The 18,226-nt window shown below is 60.0% G+C and carries 17 protein-coding genes and 1 pseudogene; 6 read left to right on the top strand and 12 right to left on the bottom strand.

Annotated elements, in window-relative coordinates; genetic code table 11:
* Positions 1–60: 60 nt before the first annotated feature.
* Entirely contained in the window at positions 61–954 is an 894-nt protein-coding gene (locus AC3ISI_RS03220; protein ID WP_489335452.1) for a PA4780 family RIO1-like protein kinase, read from the bottom strand.
* A gap of 445 nt (positions 955–1,399) precedes the next feature.
* Here AC3ISI_RS03220 and AC3ISI_RS03215 point away from each other — a divergent pair.
* Positions 1,400–2,488 (top strand): annotated as a pseudogene (locus tag AC3ISI_RS03215) (cache domain-containing protein); the annotation flags it as partial.
* 90 nt (positions 2,489–2,578) lie between these two features.
* On the top strand, positions 2,579–3,346 hold the full coding sequence (locus AC3ISI_RS03210) for a methyl-accepting chemotaxis protein (protein ID WP_411741843.1): 768 nt from the start codon (positions 2,579–2,581) through the stop codon (positions 3,344–3,346).
* Between the two features lie 127 nt (positions 3,347–3,473).
* Here AC3ISI_RS03210 and AC3ISI_RS03205 read toward each other — a convergent pair whose 3' ends face one another.
* Both AC3ISI_RS03205 and AC3ISI_RS03200 read right to left on the bottom strand, forming a co-directional pair.
* Positions 3,474–4,265: an AraC family transcriptional regulator gene (locus AC3ISI_RS03205; protein ID WP_489335451.1), complete on the bottom strand. Its 792-nt coding sequence runs from the start codon at positions 4,263–4,265 to the stop codon at positions 3,474–3,476.
* Positions 4,266–4,455: 190 nt separating this feature from the next.
* Complete coding sequence (locus AC3ISI_RS03200) at positions 4,456–5,733, bottom strand: acetyl-CoA C-acetyltransferase (RefSeq protein WP_489335450.1); 1,278 nt, start codon at positions 5,731–5,733, stop codon at positions 4,456–4,458.
* A 272-nt stretch (positions 5,734–6,005) separates the two neighbouring features.
* Between AC3ISI_RS03200 and AC3ISI_RS03195 the strand changes: the two genes are divergently transcribed.
* Both AC3ISI_RS03195 and AC3ISI_RS03190 read left to right on the top strand, forming a co-directional pair.
* On the top strand, positions 6,006–7,358 hold the full coding sequence (locus AC3ISI_RS03195; RefSeq protein ID WP_489335449.1) for a 3-oxoacyl-ACP reductase: 1,353 nt from the start codon (positions 6,006–6,008) through the stop codon (positions 7,356–7,358).
* A 2-nt stretch (positions 7,359–7,360) separates the two neighbouring features.
* The gene (locus AC3ISI_RS03190; RefSeq protein WP_489335448.1) at positions 7,361–8,215 is read left to right on the top strand and encodes a MaoC family dehydratase; all 855 of its coding nucleotides are present in this window, start codon (positions 7,361–7,363) and stop codon (positions 8,213–8,215) included.
* 112 nt (positions 8,216–8,327) lie between these two features.
* On the opposite strand, the gene AC3ISI_RS03185 is transcribed toward AC3ISI_RS03190, so the two are convergent.
* From AC3ISI_RS03185 to AC3ISI_RS03170, 4 genes are read right to left on the bottom strand one after another with little or no spacing between them, the layout of a single operon-like run.
* Entirely contained in the window at positions 8,328–8,894 is a 567-nt protein-coding gene (locus AC3ISI_RS03185; RefSeq protein WP_489335447.1) for a DUF4136 domain-containing protein, read from the bottom strand.
* Between the two features lie 53 nt (positions 8,895–8,947).
* Positions 8,948–9,562, bottom strand: coding sequence for a DUF4136 domain-containing protein (locus AC3ISI_RS03180; RefSeq protein ID WP_489335446.1), 615 nt, complete (start codon positions 9,560–9,562; stop codon positions 8,948–8,950).
* Positions 9,563–9,574: 12 nt separating this feature from the next.
* Positions 9,575–10,324, bottom strand: a complete 750-nt coding sequence (locus AC3ISI_RS03175; protein WP_489335445.1) for a methyltransferase domain-containing protein — start codon at positions 10,322–10,324, stop codon at positions 9,575–9,577.
* The gene (locus AC3ISI_RS03170) at positions 10,324–10,626 is read right to left on the bottom strand and encodes a MazG-like family protein (protein ID WP_489335444.1); all 303 of its coding nucleotides are present in this window, start codon (positions 10,624–10,626) and stop codon (positions 10,324–10,326) included. The genes AC3ISI_RS03175 and AC3ISI_RS03170 overlap by 1 nt, the downstream gene beginning before the upstream one ends.
* Before the next feature lie 252 nt (positions 10,627–10,878).
* Between AC3ISI_RS03170 and AC3ISI_RS03165 the strand changes: the two genes are divergently transcribed.
* Both AC3ISI_RS03165 and AC3ISI_RS03160 read left to right on the top strand, forming a co-directional pair.
* A complete protein-coding gene (locus AC3ISI_RS03165; protein ID WP_489335443.1) occupies positions 10,879–11,172 on the top strand; it encodes a hypothetical protein in 294 nt (97 codons plus the stop codon).
* Between the two features lie 103 nt (positions 11,173–11,275).
* Positions 11,276–12,616 carry an MATE family efflux transporter gene (locus tag AC3ISI_RS03160; RefSeq protein WP_489335442.1) on the top strand — a complete coding sequence of 447 codons (1,341 nt, stop codon included), beginning with the start codon at positions 11,276–11,278 and terminating at the stop codon, positions 12,614–12,616.
* 17 nt (positions 12,617–12,633) lie between these two features.
* Here the strand turns inward: AC3ISI_RS03160 and AC3ISI_RS03155 are convergent, their stop codons facing one another.
* The 5 genes from AC3ISI_RS03155 to AC3ISI_RS03135 form a co-directional block, all read right to left on the bottom strand.
* Positions 12,634–13,431 (bottom strand): DUF4123 domain-containing protein, encoded by a 798-nt coding sequence (locus AC3ISI_RS03155; RefSeq protein WP_489335441.1) that lies wholly within the window; start codon positions 13,429–13,431, stop codon positions 12,634–12,636.
* Positions 13,428–14,750, bottom strand: a complete 1,323-nt coding sequence (locus AC3ISI_RS03150; protein ID WP_489335440.1) for a contractile injection system protein, VgrG/Pvc8 family — start codon at positions 14,748–14,750, stop codon at positions 13,428–13,430. Before AC3ISI_RS03150 ends, AC3ISI_RS03155 begins: the two co-directional genes overlap by 4 nt.
* 233 nt (positions 14,751–14,983) lie before the next feature.
* Complete coding sequence (gene speA, locus AC3ISI_RS03145; protein WP_489335439.1) at positions 14,984–16,897, bottom strand: arginine decarboxylase; 1,914 nt, start codon at positions 16,895–16,897, stop codon at positions 14,984–14,986.
* Positions 16,898–17,116: 219 nt separating this feature from the next.
* Positions 17,117–17,488 (bottom strand): translation initiation factor Sui1, encoded by a 372-nt coding sequence (locus tag AC3ISI_RS03140; RefSeq protein WP_027921891.1) that lies wholly within the window; start codon positions 17,486–17,488, stop codon positions 17,117–17,119.
* A gap of 177 nt (positions 17,489–17,665) precedes the next feature.
* Positions 17,666–18,223 (bottom strand): NUDIX hydrolase, encoded by a 558-nt coding sequence (locus tag AC3ISI_RS03135; protein WP_489335438.1) that lies wholly within the window; start codon positions 18,221–18,223, stop codon positions 17,666–17,668.
* Between the last annotated feature and the right edge of the window lie 3 nt (positions 18,224–18,226).

Raw genomic sequence — 18,226 nt, 5'->3', positions numbered from 1 at the left:
GAAAATCGAGGTCGTCCCTCTACAAAAAACCCGGCCGAAGCCGGGTTTTTGTTTAGCTGATCACTGCATCCAGGGCGGAGGCGGTTCTTCGGCTTTGCTCGGGGGCGCGTCGTCAGCAGCGCGGATCGCTTGCTTACGCTCCTCGTCCAGCCGTGCAGCCTCGATTTCGCGCATGATCCCGCCGACGTCGGCCAACTCTTCCGGCTCGTCGAACTCTCCGGTCAAGACACTGGCCGGGTGCAAGGTGCCGGCTTCGTACAGCGCCCACATTTCCTTGGCATATTTGGTCTTTTTCAACTCCGGCGCAAATCGCCCGAAGTAGGACGCCATGTTGCCCACGTCCCGCTCCAGCATGTTGAACGCGTGGTTGTTACCTGCCGCGTCCACCGCCTGAGGCAAGTCGATGATGACCGGGCCGTCCGGGGTCAACAGCACATTGAACTCCGACAGGTCACCGTGCACCAGACCGGTACACAACATCAGCACGATCTGCGAAATCAGGAACGCGTGATACTCGCGCGCCTGCTCCGGCTCCAGCACTACGTCGTTCAGACGCGGCGCGGCATCGCCGTATTCATCGGCCACCAGCTCCATGAGCAATACGCCTTCGAGGAAGTCATACGGCTTGGGTACCCGTACACCGGCACCGGCCAGACGGAACAAAGCCGCCACTTCAGCGTTCTGCCACGCGTCTTCGGTTTCTTTCTTGCCGAACTTGGAGCCCTTGGCCATCGCACGAGCCTGTCGGCTGTTGCGCACCTTGCGGCCTTCCTGATACTCGGCCGCCTGACGGAAACTGCGTTTATTCGCCTCCTTGTAAACCTTCGCGCAACGTAACTCGTTGCCACAGCGCACCACATAAACAGCTGCTTCTTTACCACTCATGAGTGGGCGCAGCACCTCGTCAACCAGACCGTCCTCGATCAGGGGTTCAATGCGTTTTGGAGTCTTCATCAGCTTTTATTGTGGGTCCTTTATTACCAAACACGCGAAAGTCATTCGTTATACGGCAATCCAGTCGTTCGGGGGAGGGGTTGCCGACCTATGAACGTCGTGAAGCACGCAATGCGGCGGATTAATCACTCATCCGCCGCCGGTCGTCAATGACCGCCCGAGATCATAGCGGAGGTAACGACACACGTAGGCGAAAGGTTCTGAGGGCATTTACGACAGAAGCTGAAATCTTTCTTCATACCTTTCGGTAGGATTTTTCCCAATCGGGCTCAATTTCCCCCGCCAGCGGCCGAAGTCCTCAAAGACAAAGGTATTTGTCCGACAATCTTTCCTACAGAAGTCGAAGGTGCACTCACGGACCCAAGATGAAAAACAACGTTTTCAGCTGCCAATATTCCGCGAGTCATCCGTACTGCGTGGACCTACAAGAAAATCTGGAGCGTGGATGAACATCAAACAGAAGTTGACCTGGGCGTTTGCAATCATCGCCAGCTTGCCTGTGGTGCTGGTCGCCACCCTCGTTGTGCTGAATTTGCGCAGTGATGCCAAGGAGAGTTTCGTCGACGGCAGCGGCCGCGAAATTCGTCAGGTCAGCAACGCCATGCAACTGTTTTTCGACGGTATCAGCCAGAACGTCGACTACCTGGCCAACCAGCCCCTGATCAAAAACTCCGACGACAGCCTCAAGACCTATATGAGCGCCAACGCCGAGAGCATTCCCCAAGGCGAAATGGACAAAAAAGTCTTCAGCCTCCTCCAGGACCTGGGCAACAGTCACCCCTCCTACGCCTATGCCATTCTCGGCACCGCGGCCGGCGGTTATGTGTCCTGGCCGGACGATGCGAAGCTGAACAATTACGATCCGCGCCAGCGCCCTTGGTACAAAGCAGCCCAGGCCAAACCAGGCAAGCCGTTCCGCACCGAGGCCTATTACTGGGCACAGGACGACGCGACCTACGTCAGTACCGTGCGCACCATCGACAACCAGTTGGGCAGCAAGGGCGGCGTGGTCAGCATCGACGTGACGCTCAAGCAGCTCACCGAAATCGTCAAACAGATCAAGCTCGGTGAAACCGGCTACCTGATGCTGCTGGAAAACACTGGCACGGTTCTGGTGGACCCGAAACAACCGGAACACAACTTCAAGCCACTGAGCAGCCTCGGCGAGGGTTACGCGCAACTGGCCAAGGCCGGCAAAGGCCTGGTGGAAGTCGAACTGAACGGCGAACGCTACATGGCCAACGTCTGGCCGTCGGAGCAACTGGGCTGGACGTTCATCGGCCTGATCAAGCAAAACGACGTGATGAGCTCCGCCACTCAACTGACCTGGCTGATCGCAATCATCGCCGCCGTGCTGGCGGTGTTCTTCGCCATCCTCGGCGCCAGTTTCGCCAGCGTCATCGTGCGCCCGATCCGCAGCGTGGCCAGCGGTCTGGAAGGCATCGCTCAAGGCGAAGGCGACCTGACCAAGAACCTGGAAATCCGTGGCAGCGACGAAACCGCGCAGTTGGCCAGTTGGTTCAACCAGTTTTTGACGGCAATTCGCAACCTGATTCAAAGCATCGGTGGCGCCGCGACGAAAATTCTCGCCACCTCCAAAAGCTCGACCCAAGTCTCCAGCGACATGGCCGAAGCCGCCGGGCGCCAGCGTGAAGCGGTGGACATGGTGTCCACGGCCTTCCACGAAATGGTCGCCACCGCCAACGAAGTCGCGCGCTCTTGCAGCCAGGCGGCGGACTCTGCCGACAACGGCCAGCGTCAGGCACGCGAAGGTCAGCAACAGATCGATGCCGCGGTGAGCAGCGTTGATCGTCTGAGCCAGGAAATCGAACAGTCGGCGCAGTCGATGCAACAGCTGGAACGCGACAGCAACGATATTCAGTCGATTCTGGGGACCATTCGCTCGATCGCCGAGCAGACCAACCTGCTGGCGCTGAACGCGGCCATTGAAGCGGCACGGGCCGGTGAGCAAGGACGCGGTTTCGCGGTCGTGGCCGACGAAGTGCGGGCGCTGGCCAAACGCACGGCCGACTCGACGGCGGAAATCGACGGTCTGCTCGGCAACCTCGCCAAGCGCACCAGCCAAGTGACTCAACAGATGCATGCAAGCCTGGAAGTGTCTCAGCAGTCAGTAAGCCGTATCGGCGAAGCACGCAACAGCTTTGGGCTGATTCGTGAGTCGGTGGACGTGATCCGCGACATGAATACGCAGATCGCGACAGCGGCCGAAGAACAGCATTCCGTGGCCGAAGACATCAACCGGCATATCAGCCAGATCCATGGGGATGCGCAATTGGTCGCGGAATTGGCGAACTCGGCGCGCCTGGATTCGCAAAGCCTGGCCGGGCTTTCGAGCGAACTGGACGGGTTGGTTCGACGCTTTAGAACCTGATCTCAAGAACACCATAGATCCCCTGTGGGAGCGAGCCTGCTCGCGAAAGCGGACTTACATTCAACATAGATATTGAATGTGACGACCTCTTCGCGAGCAGGCTCGCTCCCACAAAGGTCAGGTGGTGTTACTGCTTGAAGAGTTCGCCAGGGGTAAACCCGAACAGACCTTTGAATGCGGCAATAAACGCCGATGTCGAGTCATACCCACACGCCAGCGCGGCATTGGTCACGCTATCGCCCTCCTCCAGCAAACTCAACGAAGACAACAACCGCATCCGCTGTCGCCAACCACGAAAGCTCAACCCGGTCTCGCGCTGAAACAGGCGCATCAGGGTTTTTTCCGAGGTGCCTAACTGTTCCGCCCAGGCTTGCAACGTCACGTTTTGCTCAGGCCTTTCAATCAGCTCGTTGCACAATCCCAACAGCCGTTGATGCCGTGGTAACGGCAGGGAAAACCCCACCTCGGGCAAATTCGCCAACTGATCCAGCAACACACTCACCAACCGCGCTTCCTGACTGTCGCCTTGTGGATATTCCACTGGCAGCAAGCAAAAACTCTTGATCAGCTCCCGCGCCAGTGGTGTGACTTCCAGTACGCGGCAGCGCCCGTCTGCCCACTCACAATCCTCGCGGCGCACATACAGACTGCGCATTTCGGCGCGCATCGAGGTCACGACTTGGTGTTCAAGGTCCGCCGGAATCCAGATGCCCCACTGCGGTGGCGCAAAGAAACTGCCCTCGGCAGTGTGCACGCCGAGGACGCCGCTGATGGCGTAGGAAAACTGCACCCAATCGTGGCGGTGGGGCGGTGTCCATGAGCCGGCGTTCAGGCTTTCTACACGGGCGAATAGCGGACGTGGCAACGTCGACAGCGTCGGAATCGTTCGTTCGAGAGAGATTTGTCCGTTGGACGTCATTGATGGGCCTTATGTCGCATGACGGCAGATGGACCGACAGTAGGCCAAGTCATCAATTCCTACAAACACATTCCCTGTGGGAGCGAGCCTGCTCGCGATGGCGATATAACAGCCATCATTGATGTGGCTGACACACCGCTTTCGCCGGCAAGCCAGCGCCTACAGGTTCCGGATTTACTCAGGTGTTTCTTCAGCGCTCGATAATCGCGGTGACACCTTGGCCACCGGCGGCGCAGATCGAGATCAAGCCTCGGCCTTTGCCGGCCGCGTCCAGCAACTTCGCCAGGTTGGCGACAATCCGCCCACCGGTTGCCGCAAACGGATGCCCGGCCGCCAGTGAACTGCCTTTGACGTTGAGGCGGCTGCGGTCGATAGAGCCCAGCGGCGCATCAAGGCCGAGGCGGGTTTTGCAATAGTCAGGATCTTCCCAGGCCTTCAATGTGCAGAGCACCTGCGCGGCGAAGGCTTCGTGAATTTCGTAGTAGTCGAAGTCCTGCAAGGTCAGGCCATTGCGCGCCAGCAATCGCGGCACCGCGTACACCGGCGCCATCAACAGACCTTCGGCACCGTTGACGAAATCTACCGCCGCCGCTTCGCCATCGCGCAGGTAAGCGAGGATCGGCAAGCCACGCGCCTTGGCCCATTCTTCACTGCCCAGCAACACCAACGACGCACCGTCGGTGAGCGGCGTCGAGTTGCCCGCCGTCATCGTACCCTGGGCGCTTTTTTCAAAGGCCGGTTTCAGCTTGGCGAGTTGTTCCAGGGTCAGGTCCGGGCGCAAGTTGTTGTCGCGGGTCAGGCCGAGGAAGGGTGTCATCAGGTCGTTATGCCAACCTTCGGCGTAAGACGCGGTTAGATGACGATGGCTTTCAAGCGCCAGTTGGTCTTGTTCCTCGCGGGGAATGTGCCAGGTCTGCGCCATCAGCTCGCAATGTTGGCCCATGGACAAACCGGTACGGGGTTCGCCGTTGCGCGGAAATTCCGGAATCAGGTGCCGTGGCCGCAATTGCAGGAACGTTTTCAGTTTGTCGCCAGTGGTCTTGGCGCGATTGGCTTGCAGCAGGATCCGACGCAGGCCCTCACTGACACTGATCGGCGCATCCGAGGTGGTATCGACACCGCCGGCAATCCCGCAATCGATCTGCCCCAGGGCGATCTTGTTCGCCACCAGCAACGCCGCTTCCAACCCAGTGCCGCACGCCTGCTGGATGTCATAGGCCGGCGTTTCGGGCGACAGCCGCGAACCGAGCACGCACTCGCGGGTCAGGTTCATGTCCCGCGACAGTTTGAGCACCGCCCCCGCGACCACTTCACCCATGCGCAAGCCGTGCAGGTTGTAGCGTTCGATCAAGCCTTCGAGCGCTGCGGTGAGCATCGCCTGGTTACTGGCGGTGGCATACGCCCCGTTGGAACGGGCGAACGGAATACGGTTACCGCCGATAATCGCGACGCGGCGCAGCTGAGTCATGAAAATATCCTTCAAAAAATGAAATGTGAATGCAGTACCTGTGGGAGCGGGCTTGCCCGCGATTGCGGTGGATCAGCCTACAAATATGTTGGATGTGCTGGCCCCTTCGCGGGCAAGCCCGCTCCCACAGGTTCTGCATTCCCCCACAAGTTCTGCTAAACCCAAGCTCAAACTACTCTGCAATGTTCAAGCGTAGGCCTTATCTCGTGGATCGAACGACTGATTGCCATTCGTGGTCCACACTTTGAACCCCAGCTGCCGGAGCACGTTCCATGTCTGACCGTTATATCGACTTCGCCAATTCGTCCATCGGCCATCGCCTGGTCGGGGCCCTGGGTTTGCCGTCGCCGGTCCGTCTGGAGCGTTGGCAGGCAGGCCGGTTGCGGCCTGTCGAAGGGGCGCTGTTGATCGGCGGTGGCCCGCTGGCGGCAAAAGTCAGCGCCTTCGCCAATCGCCTGACAGACGCGATTTACAGCTACGGCACCGAGCCGTCACTGGCCACTGCGTGGATTCCCGGCCACGGTCCGAAGCTCAAAGCCGTGGTCTTCGACGCCAGTAACCTGGAGCAAACCGGGCAGCTCAAACAGCTGCGCGAATTCTTCCAGCCGCTGATGAAAAACCTCGATCACAGCGCGCACCTGGTAATTCTGGGCCGTGCCCCGCAAACGTTGAGCGATCCGTTCGCCGCCAGCGCCCAGCGCGCACTGGAGGGTTTCAGCCGTTCGCTGGCCAAGGAACTGCGCAGCGGTGGCACATTGCAGTTGATCTATGTCGGCGACGGGGCGGAAGATCAGTTGGAGGGCCCGCTGAGATTTTTCCTTTCACCGAAAAGCGCGTTTGTATCCGGGCAAGTGATTCGTTTGAAGGCGTGTGACACGCCGGTTCAGGACTGGACCCGACCGCTGGCCGGGCGCAAGGCGCTGGTGACCGGCGCAGCGCGCGGCATCGGCGCTTCGATCGCCGAGACGCTGGCCCGTGACGGTGCCGAGGTGATTTTGCTCGATGTGCCACCGGCCAAAACCGATCTCGATGCCCTCGCCGCGCGCCTCGGCGGACGCAGCGTCACCCTGGACATTTGCGCCGAAGACGCCGCCACACAGTTAGTCGAACACCTGCCCGACGGCGTCGATATCGTGGTGCACAACGCGGGGATCACCCGCGACAAAACCCTGGCCAACATGACCCCGGAGTTCTGGGACGCAGTGCTCGCAGTCAACCTCAATGCGCCGCAAGTGCTGACCAAGGCCCTGCTCGACAGCAACACTCTGCACGACAACGGCAGGGTGATTTTGCTGGCCTCCATCAGCGGCATCGCCGGCAATCGCGGGCAAACCAACTACGCCGCGAGCAAGGCCGGGCTGATCGGGCTGGCGCAAGCGTGGGCGCCGTTGCTGGATCAGCGCGGGATCAGCATCAACGCGGTGGCGCCGGGGTTTATTGAAACGCAGATGACTGCGCACATTCCGTTCGGCTTGCGTGAAGCGGGCCGGCGCATGAGTTCGCTCGGCCAGGGCGGCTTGCCACAAGACGTCGCCGAAGCCGTGGCCTGGCTGGCGCAACCGGGAACCGGCGCGTTTACCGGGCAAGCGTTGCGGGTCTGTGGACAAAGTGTCCTGGGGGCCTAGTGATGATCACCGATTGGCACACACTCAACCGCGAACCGAGCCTGCCGGCACTGCACGTGCGAGCGGCGACGCGGCGCAAGATCACCGGCACCACGCTGCCCGACACGGGTTTGCACTGCTGGGTAGAGGTCGATCCAAAGCGTCTGGCGGCGTATCGCAACGTCTGTGGGTTTACCGACAACGGGCTGCTGCCGCCAACCTATCCGCACATCCTCGCGTTTGCCTTGCAGCTGCAATTGCTCACCGCCAAAGCATTCCCTTTTCCCCTGCTGGGGTTGATTCACCTGAGCAACCGCATTCGCGTCTTGCGGCCCATGGGTGGTGTGCACCGGGTACGCGTCAGCGTGCAGGTGCAGAATCTGCAACCCCATGCCAAGGGTGCGACGTTTGACCTGGTGACCACGCTGGACGATCAATTGGGAACACTCTGGGAAGCGCAAAGCCAGATGCTGTGCCGGGGTGTCAAACTGGATGGGGAACCCGTCGAGGACGTGCTGGCAGCCACGCGGGAGATGATGGAAGTGGCCCGCTGGAAAGCCCCCGCCGACATTGGTCGCCAGTACGCCAAAGTGTCCGGCGATTACAACCCGATTCACCTGAGTGCCGTCAGCGCCAGGCTCTTCGGCTTCCCGACCGCCATCGCCCATGGGTTGTGGAACAAGGCGCGTACGCTGGCGGCGCTGGCCGATCACCTGCCTACGGCGAATATCGAGATTGCCGTGCAGTTTCGCAAACCGGTGCGGTTGCCCAGTGAAGTGACATTGCTGGCGAGCGCGGCCGGATCCAGTGGGGACTTTCAGTTAGTGGGCGCTGGGGATCTTGAACATATGATCGGGCATTGGCGGCCGGTGGCTTGATAGCAGACAGTGAGTCTTTGCAGTGTTTGAGATTGCTATCGCGAGCAGGCTCACTCCTACAGGGGATTTGTGTTGATGCTCAAATCAAATGTGAGAGCGAGCCAATGTGGGGTCAGTGGGCCAATTTAGGTGGGTAGTTGGCCAGGATGCGCACAACGGTTTCATGTATCGCATTGCTGCGATCCGTCGGGTTCGGCGAGCCGCTGAGCAGCTGTTCGTCGCTGCCGCGCCACACCAGTTTGCCGTCCTTGCCGTCGAGCAGGTCGATCTGGATGGTCGCCACTTTGTAACTGACGTTGCGGGTTTCGTTGTACATCGGCGCACCCCAGTAACCGTTCCAGGGGTTGCCATAACCGCCGCCATAGTTGGTGGTGACTTGTTGCTGTCGCTCTTCGACGATCAAATAAGCCTGCACACTCAAGTCGCCCTTGGTGCCGGAGGCGGCCGGACGCAAACCTCGCTGATCCAGTTGATCGGCAACGGATTCACGAATGCGATGTTCGGTCAGGTCACTCTTGATCCGTGGATCATCGGGGCGATATTGCAGGGCGGGTTCTTTCCAGCTCCAGCTGCGGTAGGCGGCAAAATTACGGCTGGCATCGAAGTCATGATTGACCTGGTTGGCGGCGCAGGCACTGAGCAGCGCGGCCACAGCCAGTACGGCGAGACGGCGGAACATGATGGTTCTCCAGTTGCAGGCAAAACGTGCGTAATGCTTCTTATCTACAGAAGCTAACTAGGAGGATACGCCGACATTGCCTTTTCTACAGCCTTTCGAATGGCGTCGACTTGCTCGCTCTGGCTGCCCTTATGGCTGGTTTCAGCGCTGGCGCTCCACACTGGCTGACCGGTACCTGCGTCGAACATCTCCACCTGCACCACCACAACTTGCTCCTGATAGGTGCGCACGATCGGTACGCTGCCGTACATGCCGTAACCGTTGCCATACTGGTTGTACCCGCCATAGCCGGCGCCGTAGTAACCGTAGTCGTCCTGCACCTGCCGCATGCGGGTTTCCAGATGCAGGTTGGCACTGACAAACAGGTCGGCCGGACGGTTATCGCGCATCGGACGCAAGCCGCGCTGGTCGAGCGCATTGCTGACCACTTCGGCCACCTGCGCCGAGTCTGCCCAGGTGGTGCCCGCAGGCAGATGACCGTCGAGCCATGCCCAACTGCGATAGCGCCCGTAGTCATGCGTCGGCGCCGGGTAGGCGCTGTGATCGAAAGTGGTGGCGGCACCGGGTGGCGCCGGCGGTAGCGGATTGGACGATGCCACATACGGATTGCTGCCTTCACAAGCTGCCAGCCCGAGACAGATCAGCAGTAACCCTGAACGACTTTTCATTTGGTGCTCCGCTCAGATCGGCCGACAGATCCAGTGCAGATAGCGCCCAAGCCCGGCAAAGCTTGGGTGGCGACGGTGGGCCAGCTCCATTTCGAGCAAGTCTACGAGTTCCGCGCGGGCCTGGAACTCCACCGGCATATAGTCGTGAAAAACCCGTACGCCACTCTGGGTTTCGACCTGCCACAGGCCTTCAAGTTGCCCCGCCAGCTCGCGTGGATCCAGCGGCTGTTGCGGGGTCAGGCTCTGCTTCTCACCGGCCATGTCGTTCTTGCGCATCTTGCGAAAGTGGCCTTTGAGCAAGTTGCGGTAGATCAGCGCATCGCGGTTGTAGAAGGCCAGGGATAACCAGCCGTCTTTCTTCGTCAGTTGATGCAAAACCGGCAAAATCGCATGGGGTTCGGCCAGCCATTCCAACACGGCATGGCACAGCACCAGGTCATAGGGTTCGGTGAGCTGACCGAGCAGCTCCTGCCACGGCGCCTGAATGAACGTCGCAGTCTGCCCGGCCTCGGCAAAGCGTTGGCGGGCACCTTCGAGCATCGGTTCGGCGGGTTCGGCCAGCGTAACGTCATGCCCGCGCTGGGCCAGCCACAACGACATGTGGCCCAGACCGGCGCCGATGTCGAGTACGCGCAGCGGTCGGTCCGGCAGGGTTTCGGCCAGGTCGGCCTGAAGCACCGCCAACCGGATCGCGCCTTTGGCCCCACCGTAGATTTTTTCGGCGAAGCGTGTCGCCAGTTGATCGAAATGACGATCGCTCATCAGCTGAACCTCTCTTCGCTGTCCGCGAGTTTGCTGCGCACGACTTCATTCATGTCCAGTCCCAACTCGCTGCACAGCAGCAATAAATAGAGCACGATATCGCCGATTTCCTGCCCGGCGTGGGCCAGTGTGTCGGCCGTCAGCTGACGCGACTGGTCTTCGCTCAGCCACTGGAATATCTCCACCAGTTCGGACATTTCCACGCTGGCGGCCATGACCAGGTTTTTCGGGCTATGAAATTGCCGCCAGTCATTTCGATCACGGATGGCGTGCAGGCGTTCGGTCAGTTCAACAAGGTTCATCGGGCTCTCCTGAAGGCGTATAGCTTCGGGGGGATGGCCGGGGATGGCAAGTGGCAGAGCCGGGGGCTTTTCCTGTGGGAGCGAGCCTGCTCGCGAATGCGGTCTGAAATTCAACCTGGATGTTGACTGACAAACTGCTATCGCGAGCAGGCTCGCTCCCACAGGTTCAATGCAACCCTCTATGCTTGCAGGGAACTCGCCACTGCGATCAATGGCCCAAGGCTCAACCACTTTCATCAGGACGAAAACCACATGCAGGTAGAAGATTTTTTCGAATGGCTCGGCCAGGCGCTCGGTTCGGTCATCCGCTTTATCGTTGACGGCCTCAGTGGCTTGTTCAATCTGCTGAGCCATGCCGGCAGCAACTTTGTCGAAGGCTTGTCCCGGGCGCTGGGGATGGACGCTTCGATCATCAGCATCATCGCGCTGATTCTGGGCTTGATGCTGTTGTGGTCGGCGATTCGGGCCTTCATGAATGCGTCGGTCATCATGGGGATCATCTGGTTGATGCTGGGGCTGTGGTTGCTGAGCTGGATCATTCACTGACACCCCCTTCCCCTGTGGGAGCGAGCCGGCTCCGGGCGGCTCGCTCCCACACTGGCTATGCGCTCGCCTCCCGCTACAATGCCGGCTTCGCCAAGGAGCCTGCATGTCCAACCTGATTGCCGACTGGCGTGACCGCCCGACCCATCGACGGGTCTGGGCGCTGGCTGCGCCGATGATTCTGTCGAACATTTCCGTACCGCTGGTAGCGCTGGTCGACAGCACAGTCATCGGCCACCTGCCCCACGCCCATCAGTTGGGCGCCGTCGCGGTCGGGGCCAGTTTGTATACCTTCCTGGCCTGGGCCGTGGGTTTTCTGCGCATGGGCACCACTGGTTTCGCGGCGCAGGCCGCCGGACGCGGGGATGGCGCGGCATTGCGGCAGATTTTGCTGCAGGGTTTGTTGTTGGCCATGGGCCTGGCGATTGTCCTCGGCGCCGTTGGCGTGCCTTTGAGCGGTGTCGCGTTGCACTTCATGCAACCGTCGCCCGAGCTGGATCAACTGACCCGCGAGTTTTTCCACACCCGGCTGTTCGGACTGCCAGCGGCGCTGGCCAGTTATGCACTGGTCGGCTGGTTCCTCGGCACCCAGAACGCGCGGGCGCCGCTGGCGATTCTGCTGAGCACCAACCTGGTGAACATCGCGCTAAACCTGTGGTTTGTCCTCGGGCTGGAATGGGGCGTGGTCGGTGCGGCCCGGGCGTCGGTGATTGCCGAATGGACCGGTGCGCTGATTGGCTTGCTGCTGACGCGCAAAGCCTTGCGTGCCTACCCAGGGCATATCGTCTGGACCGCGTTGGCGCTGTGGCAGAGCTGGCGGCCATTGCTGGCGGTCAATCGCGACATTTTCATCCGTAGCCTGGCGCTGCAATCAGTGTTTTTTCTGATCACCGTGCAGGGCGCACGACTCGGTGATGCCACCGTTGCCGCTAACGCACTACTGCTCAACGGCCTGCTGCTGACGGCACACGCGCTGGACGGTTTGGCGCATGCCGTGGAAGCCTTGTGCGGGCACGCCATCGGTGCGCGTGATCGAGTGGCATTGCGGCGCTCACTGGTGGTCGCCTGCGGCTGGTCATTGCTGGCAAGCCTGGGCTTTGCCGTAATGTTTGCGTTCGCCGGGCACCTGTTTATCGAGATGCAGACTGATATCCAGAGCGTGCGCGACACCGCGTTCATCTACTTGCCCTACCTCGCTTCGTTGCCGCTGATTGCCGTGTGGAGTTACCTGCTCGACGGGCTGTTCATTGGCGCCACTCGTGCCCGGGAAATGCGCAACGGCATGCTGCTGACCTTGATTCTCCTGCTGCCTTTCGCCTGGGCACTTCAAGGTCTGGGCAACCATGGACTGTGGATCACGTTTTTGCTGTTTATGGTGTTGCGCAGCCTGACCCTCGGCGCATTCGCCTGGTACTTGCGCAAGAATGACGGCTGGTTCGCTGGATGATGGGGCTCAGGGTCCTCTCAGCGTTGATCGTTCTGCCACAGGTTGCGCAGGCTATCGAGACGCTCCCGCTGGGTGGTGCCCGACAATGGCAGCTCAGGCTTTGCGCCGGGGTGCTGTAAACGTAGCCACAACCAGCCATCGAGCACCGGCCGCTCGCTGAAACCCAGCGCCAGCCCCTCCAGCAGATGGGACCAAAGACGGGCGTAATCGCAACCAGTGGATTGGCTCCAGCGCCAGGCATGCTGCTCCAGCAGGCAGGTTTGTAAAGCGTCGCGCTGACGCACACTGAGGTCTTCCTCGATGCCTAGCGGTTCGACCGCCAGTCCCGGATTGAACAACTGCTGCCAGCCCTGACAGCCGATTGCGCGGTCAGCCCAGGTCCCTCCGAACCAGCGCAGCCGGCTGATCGGACCGAACCAACGACTTAGCTCCACAGCATCGCACGCATCGAAAAAGTAGCTGGCCGTGTGGGGGTTGTAGTAACTCAGCAAGGCGCGGTGATGCAGGCCAACAGTGACGGTGAGCATGCGTCGCAGATGTTCGAGCAACTGCGACGATGATGCCTCACTGACCAGCCACAAACCGCTCCAGAACTGGGGTTCGCAATGGCACCGTTCGGCTAGCGCAGGGCATCCGTTGAGTTCGACCAACACCGGCCCGTGCTCCCTCATCGGCTGCCATTCAGTGTCGTCAAACAGCCAGAACTGTCGGACGTGGGCAATTTGCTGTCGCAGCGCCGTAACGGCCCGGGGTGCGCCCGGTGCATCGAGCAACAGCCATTGCGAGGTTGCTTCGGGAGCCAGGACGGCAATCATGCCGCACCGCTCTGATCAAGCTGCGTCGCTGCCCGGCAAGCACAAAAGATTTGTTTGCAATGAACGAAGCTGCCCCCTCCGGGTAGCAGACATAGCAAAACCAACGGCTCACTGGACTGCAACAAACGCAACAATCTCTCGACCGACACGTTGTCGTCTGCCACCGCAGCAGGTTGAAGTTCGGGCGCGCCCGACGTCTGGATAACGGGTCTGCCGGAAAGAAACCCGGTGATCCGCGGTTGATCCGGATCGCCTTCGATAAAACTCACCTGCACCTCAATGCCTTCACTCAACGGCAGGACGAGCGCGTCGCGCAATTCAGGCGCTATCGACAACCAGCAATGGCTGGGTACCGCGCCTTCGCCCTGATAGAGCCAGTCAAACTGCACAGCTACGGGCCGGGACGCGTCGGGTTGAGGCTCTGCGACCTCGACCACCCAGGCCCGCTGCAAGCTATGCATCCTGGGACCCGTGGCCAAACCCGCCGGCATATAAGGCAACGCTGCGGCCACCGCACGTATCTGGTTGCTGTACGTAAACGCCGGCAGTTGTCCACCCTGATGCTCGACATGGGTCAGCAACCAAAGGCGATTCCAGTCGGCACACGGATGACCCTTCATCGGAACACACTGACCACTGCGCAGCGTCATAAGGTTCGTATGACCTTCGGCAGCCTGAGCGCGACCATGGAGCGTGAACTGATGCACGCCTGGTTGCCCGGTGTCGGACGCATAGACCATTTGCGCGCCACACCGATCGTGCCCTCGCTCGTCAGCAATGACCAGACAGTGACCGCTCCAGTGGTGCTCGAAGTGATAATGAAGTCTTTCTTGCGCACACAGTCGCTGGAAAAATTGCAGATCCGACTCCTGGTACTGCGTGCAGAAATCCCGAGGAGGGTAATCGCCGGTCAGCTCGAAACGCCGATCCTTGCCGGCAATGCCATGCTCCTTGAGCACCTGGTCGAGGATGTCCGGTACCGAACGGTCACTGAACATACGCTGGCTGGAGCGCAACGCCAGGCACGCCAGTTTCGGCCTCAGGCTTACACGACAAAGCCTGGGGAGTACGCCATGCCCGGTCTGGACGAGTTCATGCAGCACCCCGTGAATACCGTTCCCCGCAGGCCCGAAATGCAAAAAGGCCGGCTGGTACAACAGGATTGCCAAGTCCAGCGCCGGATCATCGATCAGCACATCCACGTTGAACTCAAAGGGTTCGCTGATCGCTTCACTGCCGGTAAAGGCCAAGACCTCAAAGGCATCGGGCAGACCCGCTACATCCAGACGAAATGACGGCTCGTTGACTGGATCGAACATCGGCGATTCTCTACAGGAGGGGCGGCCGGGGATTCTCTCTGAGAGAGTTGGCCGAGTAGAGTGCCGAAATACAACTTAGGAAACGGCCTACGCGAAAAGAAGACCACGTCGCAGGGATAGACGTGGATGTGAGTCATTTCGCTGTAAAACAAAGACGCGTCTCACCAGGTCCTCTGAAATTTCCGCAACGTGCGGAACATTTTCAGACAACCTGATGAGAGCAGAGCCTTACCTTACGAAGACAGATAAGACGAACGGGTCAGGCCCAGACGCAATGCGTCGAGGAACTGGGTGCGCTCGGCAGCAGTGATGCGAGCACTCGCGCACTTATCGCGGTAGTGGGTCATCAACTCTTCCGGCGACAAGTGCACGTAACGCAACATGTCTTCGATGGTGTCGTGGGTTTCGATACCGGCGTGGTACACGCTGCCGTCGGCGTTCTGATAGATGTTCACCGAATCGGTGTCACCGAACAGGTTGTGCATGTCGCCGAGGATTTCCTGGTAAGCACCGACCAGGAAGATCCCCAGCAGGTAGTCTTCACCCTCGTTCAGAGCATGCACCGGCAGGCTGGTTTCAATGCTCTGCTCGTCGACGTATTGCTTGATCTTGCCGTCGGAATCGCAGGTCAAGTCTTGCAGTACGGCGCGACGCAGCGGCTCTTCGTCGAGACGGTGCAGTGGCAGGATCGGCAGGACCTGGCCGATGGCCCAGGTATCCGGCAGGCTCTGGAACACCGAGAAGTTGCAGATGTACTTGTCGGCCAGTTTGTCGTTGAGTTCGTCGAGCACCTGACGGTGCGAACGCTGACGGGCTTTCAACGAGTTGTGCAGGCGACGGCATACGGCGAAGTAGCATTGTTCGGCCAGGGCTTTTTGCGCCAGGGTCAACTTGCCATCGGCGTACTGGGAGGCCACATCGCTCATGTAGTGCGTCGCGCGCCAGTACGTTTCAGTGACCATCTCGATGTCGGTCGGGCCTAGCAGGTCAACCAGCCATTGCACGGTTTCCGGCAGCTCTTCCTTGTTGTCGATCTGCGGCACGTCGTCGTTGTGTTTCTCGACGTCGGTGACTTGCACCACCAGCATGGCATGGTGAGCGGTCAGGGAGCGGCCGCTTTCGGAGAAAATGTTCGGGTGCGGCAGGTTCTGCGCGTCGCAGAATTCCTTGAGCATCCCGACCACGACACCGGCGTAATCGTCCATGTCGTAGTTGATCGAACTGGCGTTACGCGAGTGCGTACCGTCGTAGTCCACGCCCAGACCGCCGCCCACGTCGATGTGGTCCACCGGCAGGCCGAGGTTACGCAGTTCGCCGTAGTAACGAATCGCTTCCTTGAAACCGTGCTGGTAGTCCGCCAGGTTGGCGATCTGAGAGCCCATGTGGAAGTGCAGCAGGCGGATGCCCTGGTCCAGGCCAGCGGCGCGGAAACGCTCGACCACCGACAGCAATTGCGCCGCCGACAGACCGAATTTGGATTTCTCGCCGCCGGTGTCCGCCCATTTGGACGAGGCCAGGGACGACAAACGTACGCGCAGGCCGACCTGAGGCTTGACCTTCAGCGCCGCCGCTTCTTCGATCACCAGGCCGACTTCGGATTCTTTCTCGATCACGATAAAGACGTTGTGACCCAGCTTCTGGCCCATCAGCGCCAGACGAATGAACTCACGGTCCTTGTAACCGTTGCAAACGATGGTGCCGCCCTTCGGCGCCAGCGCCAGCACGGCCAGCAACTCAGGCTTGGAGCCGGCTTCCAGACCGATGGAAACGTCCTGGGTGGCGATGATGTTTTCAATCACCGCTTCTTGCTGGTTCACCTTGATCGGGTACAACGCGGTGTACTTGCTCTGGTATTCCAGACGCTCGATGTTTGCATCGAAGGCGCCGGTCAGCTGACGCACGCGGTCTTGCAGGATATCCGGGAAACGCACCAGCAATGGCAAGGACAAACCGCTTTTGCGCAATTGGTCGACTTGCTCGAACAGATCAATAGGCGAACTGGTCGGACCGTTCGGACGAACTTCGACGCGACCGGCGTCATTGATCGCGAAATACCCGGCCCCCCAATGGCGAATCCCGTAAACACTGCGGCTGTCCGCAACTGTCCATTGGCTGCCATCGTCTTTGCGTGTGCGTCGTACGGACATTGAAGTCCCCTATAAAGAAGTCATAGAGCGTCGCCTGGGTTCAGGCCGGCGCAGTCTAAAGAATGAAAATGACGATTAGCCTGCATGCAAGGGCGATAGACCTCACATTCAGGTTTGAGTTTAGAAACCGGTCAGAACAGGCTCTGTGAAAACCATGTAGACGACGCCAGAACCGTTGTCAGGACTGGATCAAGCCGAGGGTGGTTTTCACAGAGGCTGCTAGCCGCCGGACTTCTTCGCTTTGAAACCGAGTTTGATCAGCTCGCCCAAGAGTAGCTCGACATGATCGCCCTGGATTTCAATGATCCCGTCTTTCAACGCTCCGCCTGTGCCACAACGCTTCTTCAACGTGGTGGCCAGTTCCTTGAGCGCGTCTTCGGCCAACGGCACGCCGGTGATGGTGGTCACCGTCTTGCCGCCACGGCCCTTGCTTTCGCGACGCACGCGAGCGATGCCGTCGCCGGCCGGGATAACGGTCTGTTTGCAGATACAGGCGTCCACCGGTTTACTGCAATCCGGGCAATGACGACCTGCGTCGGTGGAAAATACCAGGCCACCAAGGGCGGCGAAGGATGCGGCTTTTTTGGCCACCGGCAATCCTCTTGGGAGGACAAAGACTGGTCGCGGCGACTTGGGAAGCCGCCATCGACCGCGAAGCCCCACTCAGGCAGGGGCAGCGCTACTGAACCAGGCATGCCGGTTCAGCTTGAAAAGGTCGCGCAGTGTAACGGCAAAAAGCCGACTTGCTAAGAGCCAAACGGCGCCAATTTACAGCTCTTTTGCGACGTCATCCTGATGAGCGCGCAGATAGCGCTTCAATGCGGCCAGAGAGTCCGGGCAATAAGGCTTTTGCTGGATTTCCAACATGACCTGATCGATGGGGATGAAGCGCGCTTCGAGCACCTCCTCCGGCTGCAGGATCAATGGCCCGTCCCACACCGCCGAAAACGCCGAACACCAGAGCCGGTTGCCGGTGTCTTCAAAGAAGAAGTGATCATGAGCGGTCAGTTCCACACCGCTCACACCCAGCTCTTCTTCGAGCTCGCGGGCGGCCGACTCGGTATAGGTTTCGCTGGCGAGCACCATACCCCCTGCTGCCACATCCCAATACCCCGGATAAATGGCTTTGCTCAGGGTACGCCGGTGCACGCAGAGTTCACCAGCCGAGTTGAACAGCATGATGTAGGTGCCGCGCCCGATCAGCCCGCGTTCACGCAAGTCAGAACGGACCAGAGCACCGAGCAGGTTGTCCTGTTCGTCGACCCAGGCGATCTGTTCGGCATCCGAGGCCGCGCGATGAGCGGCCTCTTTAGAGCTATCGACCATGAC

The organism is Pseudomonas sp. GL_139_B, assembly GCF_057834475.1.
The sequence above is the reverse complement of the archived record's forward strand: the minus strand, read 5'-3'. Positions and strand labels throughout refer to the sequence as shown.

What these genes read in the sequence shown, in the direction of transcription:
- AC3ISI_RS03155 (WP_489335441.1), bottom strand. Translation starts at nt 13,431, where the DNA reads ATGATTGCCGTCCTGGCTCCCGAAGCAACCTCGCAATGGCTGTTGCTC.
- AC3ISI_RS03205 (WP_489335451.1), bottom strand. Translation starts at nt 4,265, where the DNA reads ATGACGTCCAACGGACAAATCTCTCTCGAACGAACGATTCCGACGCTG.
- AC3ISI_RS03135 (WP_489335438.1), bottom strand. Translation starts at nt 18,223, where the DNA reads ATGGTCGATAGCTCTAAAGAGGCCGCTCATCGCGCGGCCTCGGATGCC.
- AC3ISI_RS03185 (WP_489335447.1), bottom strand. Translation starts at nt 8,894, where the DNA reads ATGTTCCGCCGTCTCGCCGTACTGGCTGTGGCCGCGCTGCTCAGTGCC.
- AC3ISI_RS03220 (WP_489335452.1), bottom strand. Translation starts at nt 954, where the DNA reads ATGAAGACTCCAAAACGCATTGAACCCCTGATCGAGGACGGTCTGGTT.
- AC3ISI_RS03150 (WP_489335440.1), bottom strand. Translation starts at nt 14,750, where the DNA reads ATGTTCGATCCAGTCAACGAGCCGTCATTTCGTCTGGATGTAGCGGGT.
- AC3ISI_RS03210 (WP_411741843.1), top strand. Translation starts at nt 2,579, where the DNA reads ATGGCCGAAGCCGCCGGGCGCCAGCGTGAAGCGGTGGACATGGTGTCC.
- AC3ISI_RS03200 (WP_489335450.1), bottom strand. Translation starts at nt 5,733, where the DNA reads ATGACTCAGCTGCGCCGCGTCGCGATTATCGGCGGTAACCGTATTCCG.
- speA (WP_489335439.1), bottom strand. Translation starts at nt 16,897, where the DNA reads ATGTCCGTACGACGCACACGCAAAGACGATGGCAGCCAATGGACAGTT.
- AC3ISI_RS03190 (WP_489335448.1), top strand. Translation starts at nt 7,361, where the DNA reads ATGATCACCGATTGGCACACACTCAACCGCGAACCGAGCCTGCCGGCA.
- AC3ISI_RS03170 (WP_489335444.1), bottom strand. Translation starts at nt 10,626, where the DNA reads ATGAACCTTGTTGAACTGACCGAACGCCTGCACGCCATCCGTGATCGA.
- AC3ISI_RS03195 (WP_489335449.1), top strand. Translation starts at nt 6,006, where the DNA reads ATGTCTGACCGTTATATCGACTTCGCCAATTCGTCCATCGGCCATCGC.
- AC3ISI_RS03175 (WP_489335445.1), bottom strand. Translation starts at nt 10,324, where the DNA reads ATGAGCGATCGTCATTTCGATCAACTGGCGACACGCTTCGCCGAAAAA.
- AC3ISI_RS03160 (WP_489335442.1), top strand. Translation starts at nt 11,276, where the DNA reads ATGTCCAACCTGATTGCCGACTGGCGTGACCGCCCGACCCATCGACGG.
- AC3ISI_RS03180 (WP_489335446.1), bottom strand. Translation starts at nt 9,562, where the DNA reads ATGAAAAGTCGTTCAGGGTTACTGCTGATCTGTCTCGGGCTGGCAGCT.
- AC3ISI_RS03165 (WP_489335443.1), top strand. Translation starts at nt 10,879, where the DNA reads ATGCAGGTAGAAGATTTTTTCGAATGGCTCGGCCAGGCGCTCGGTTCG.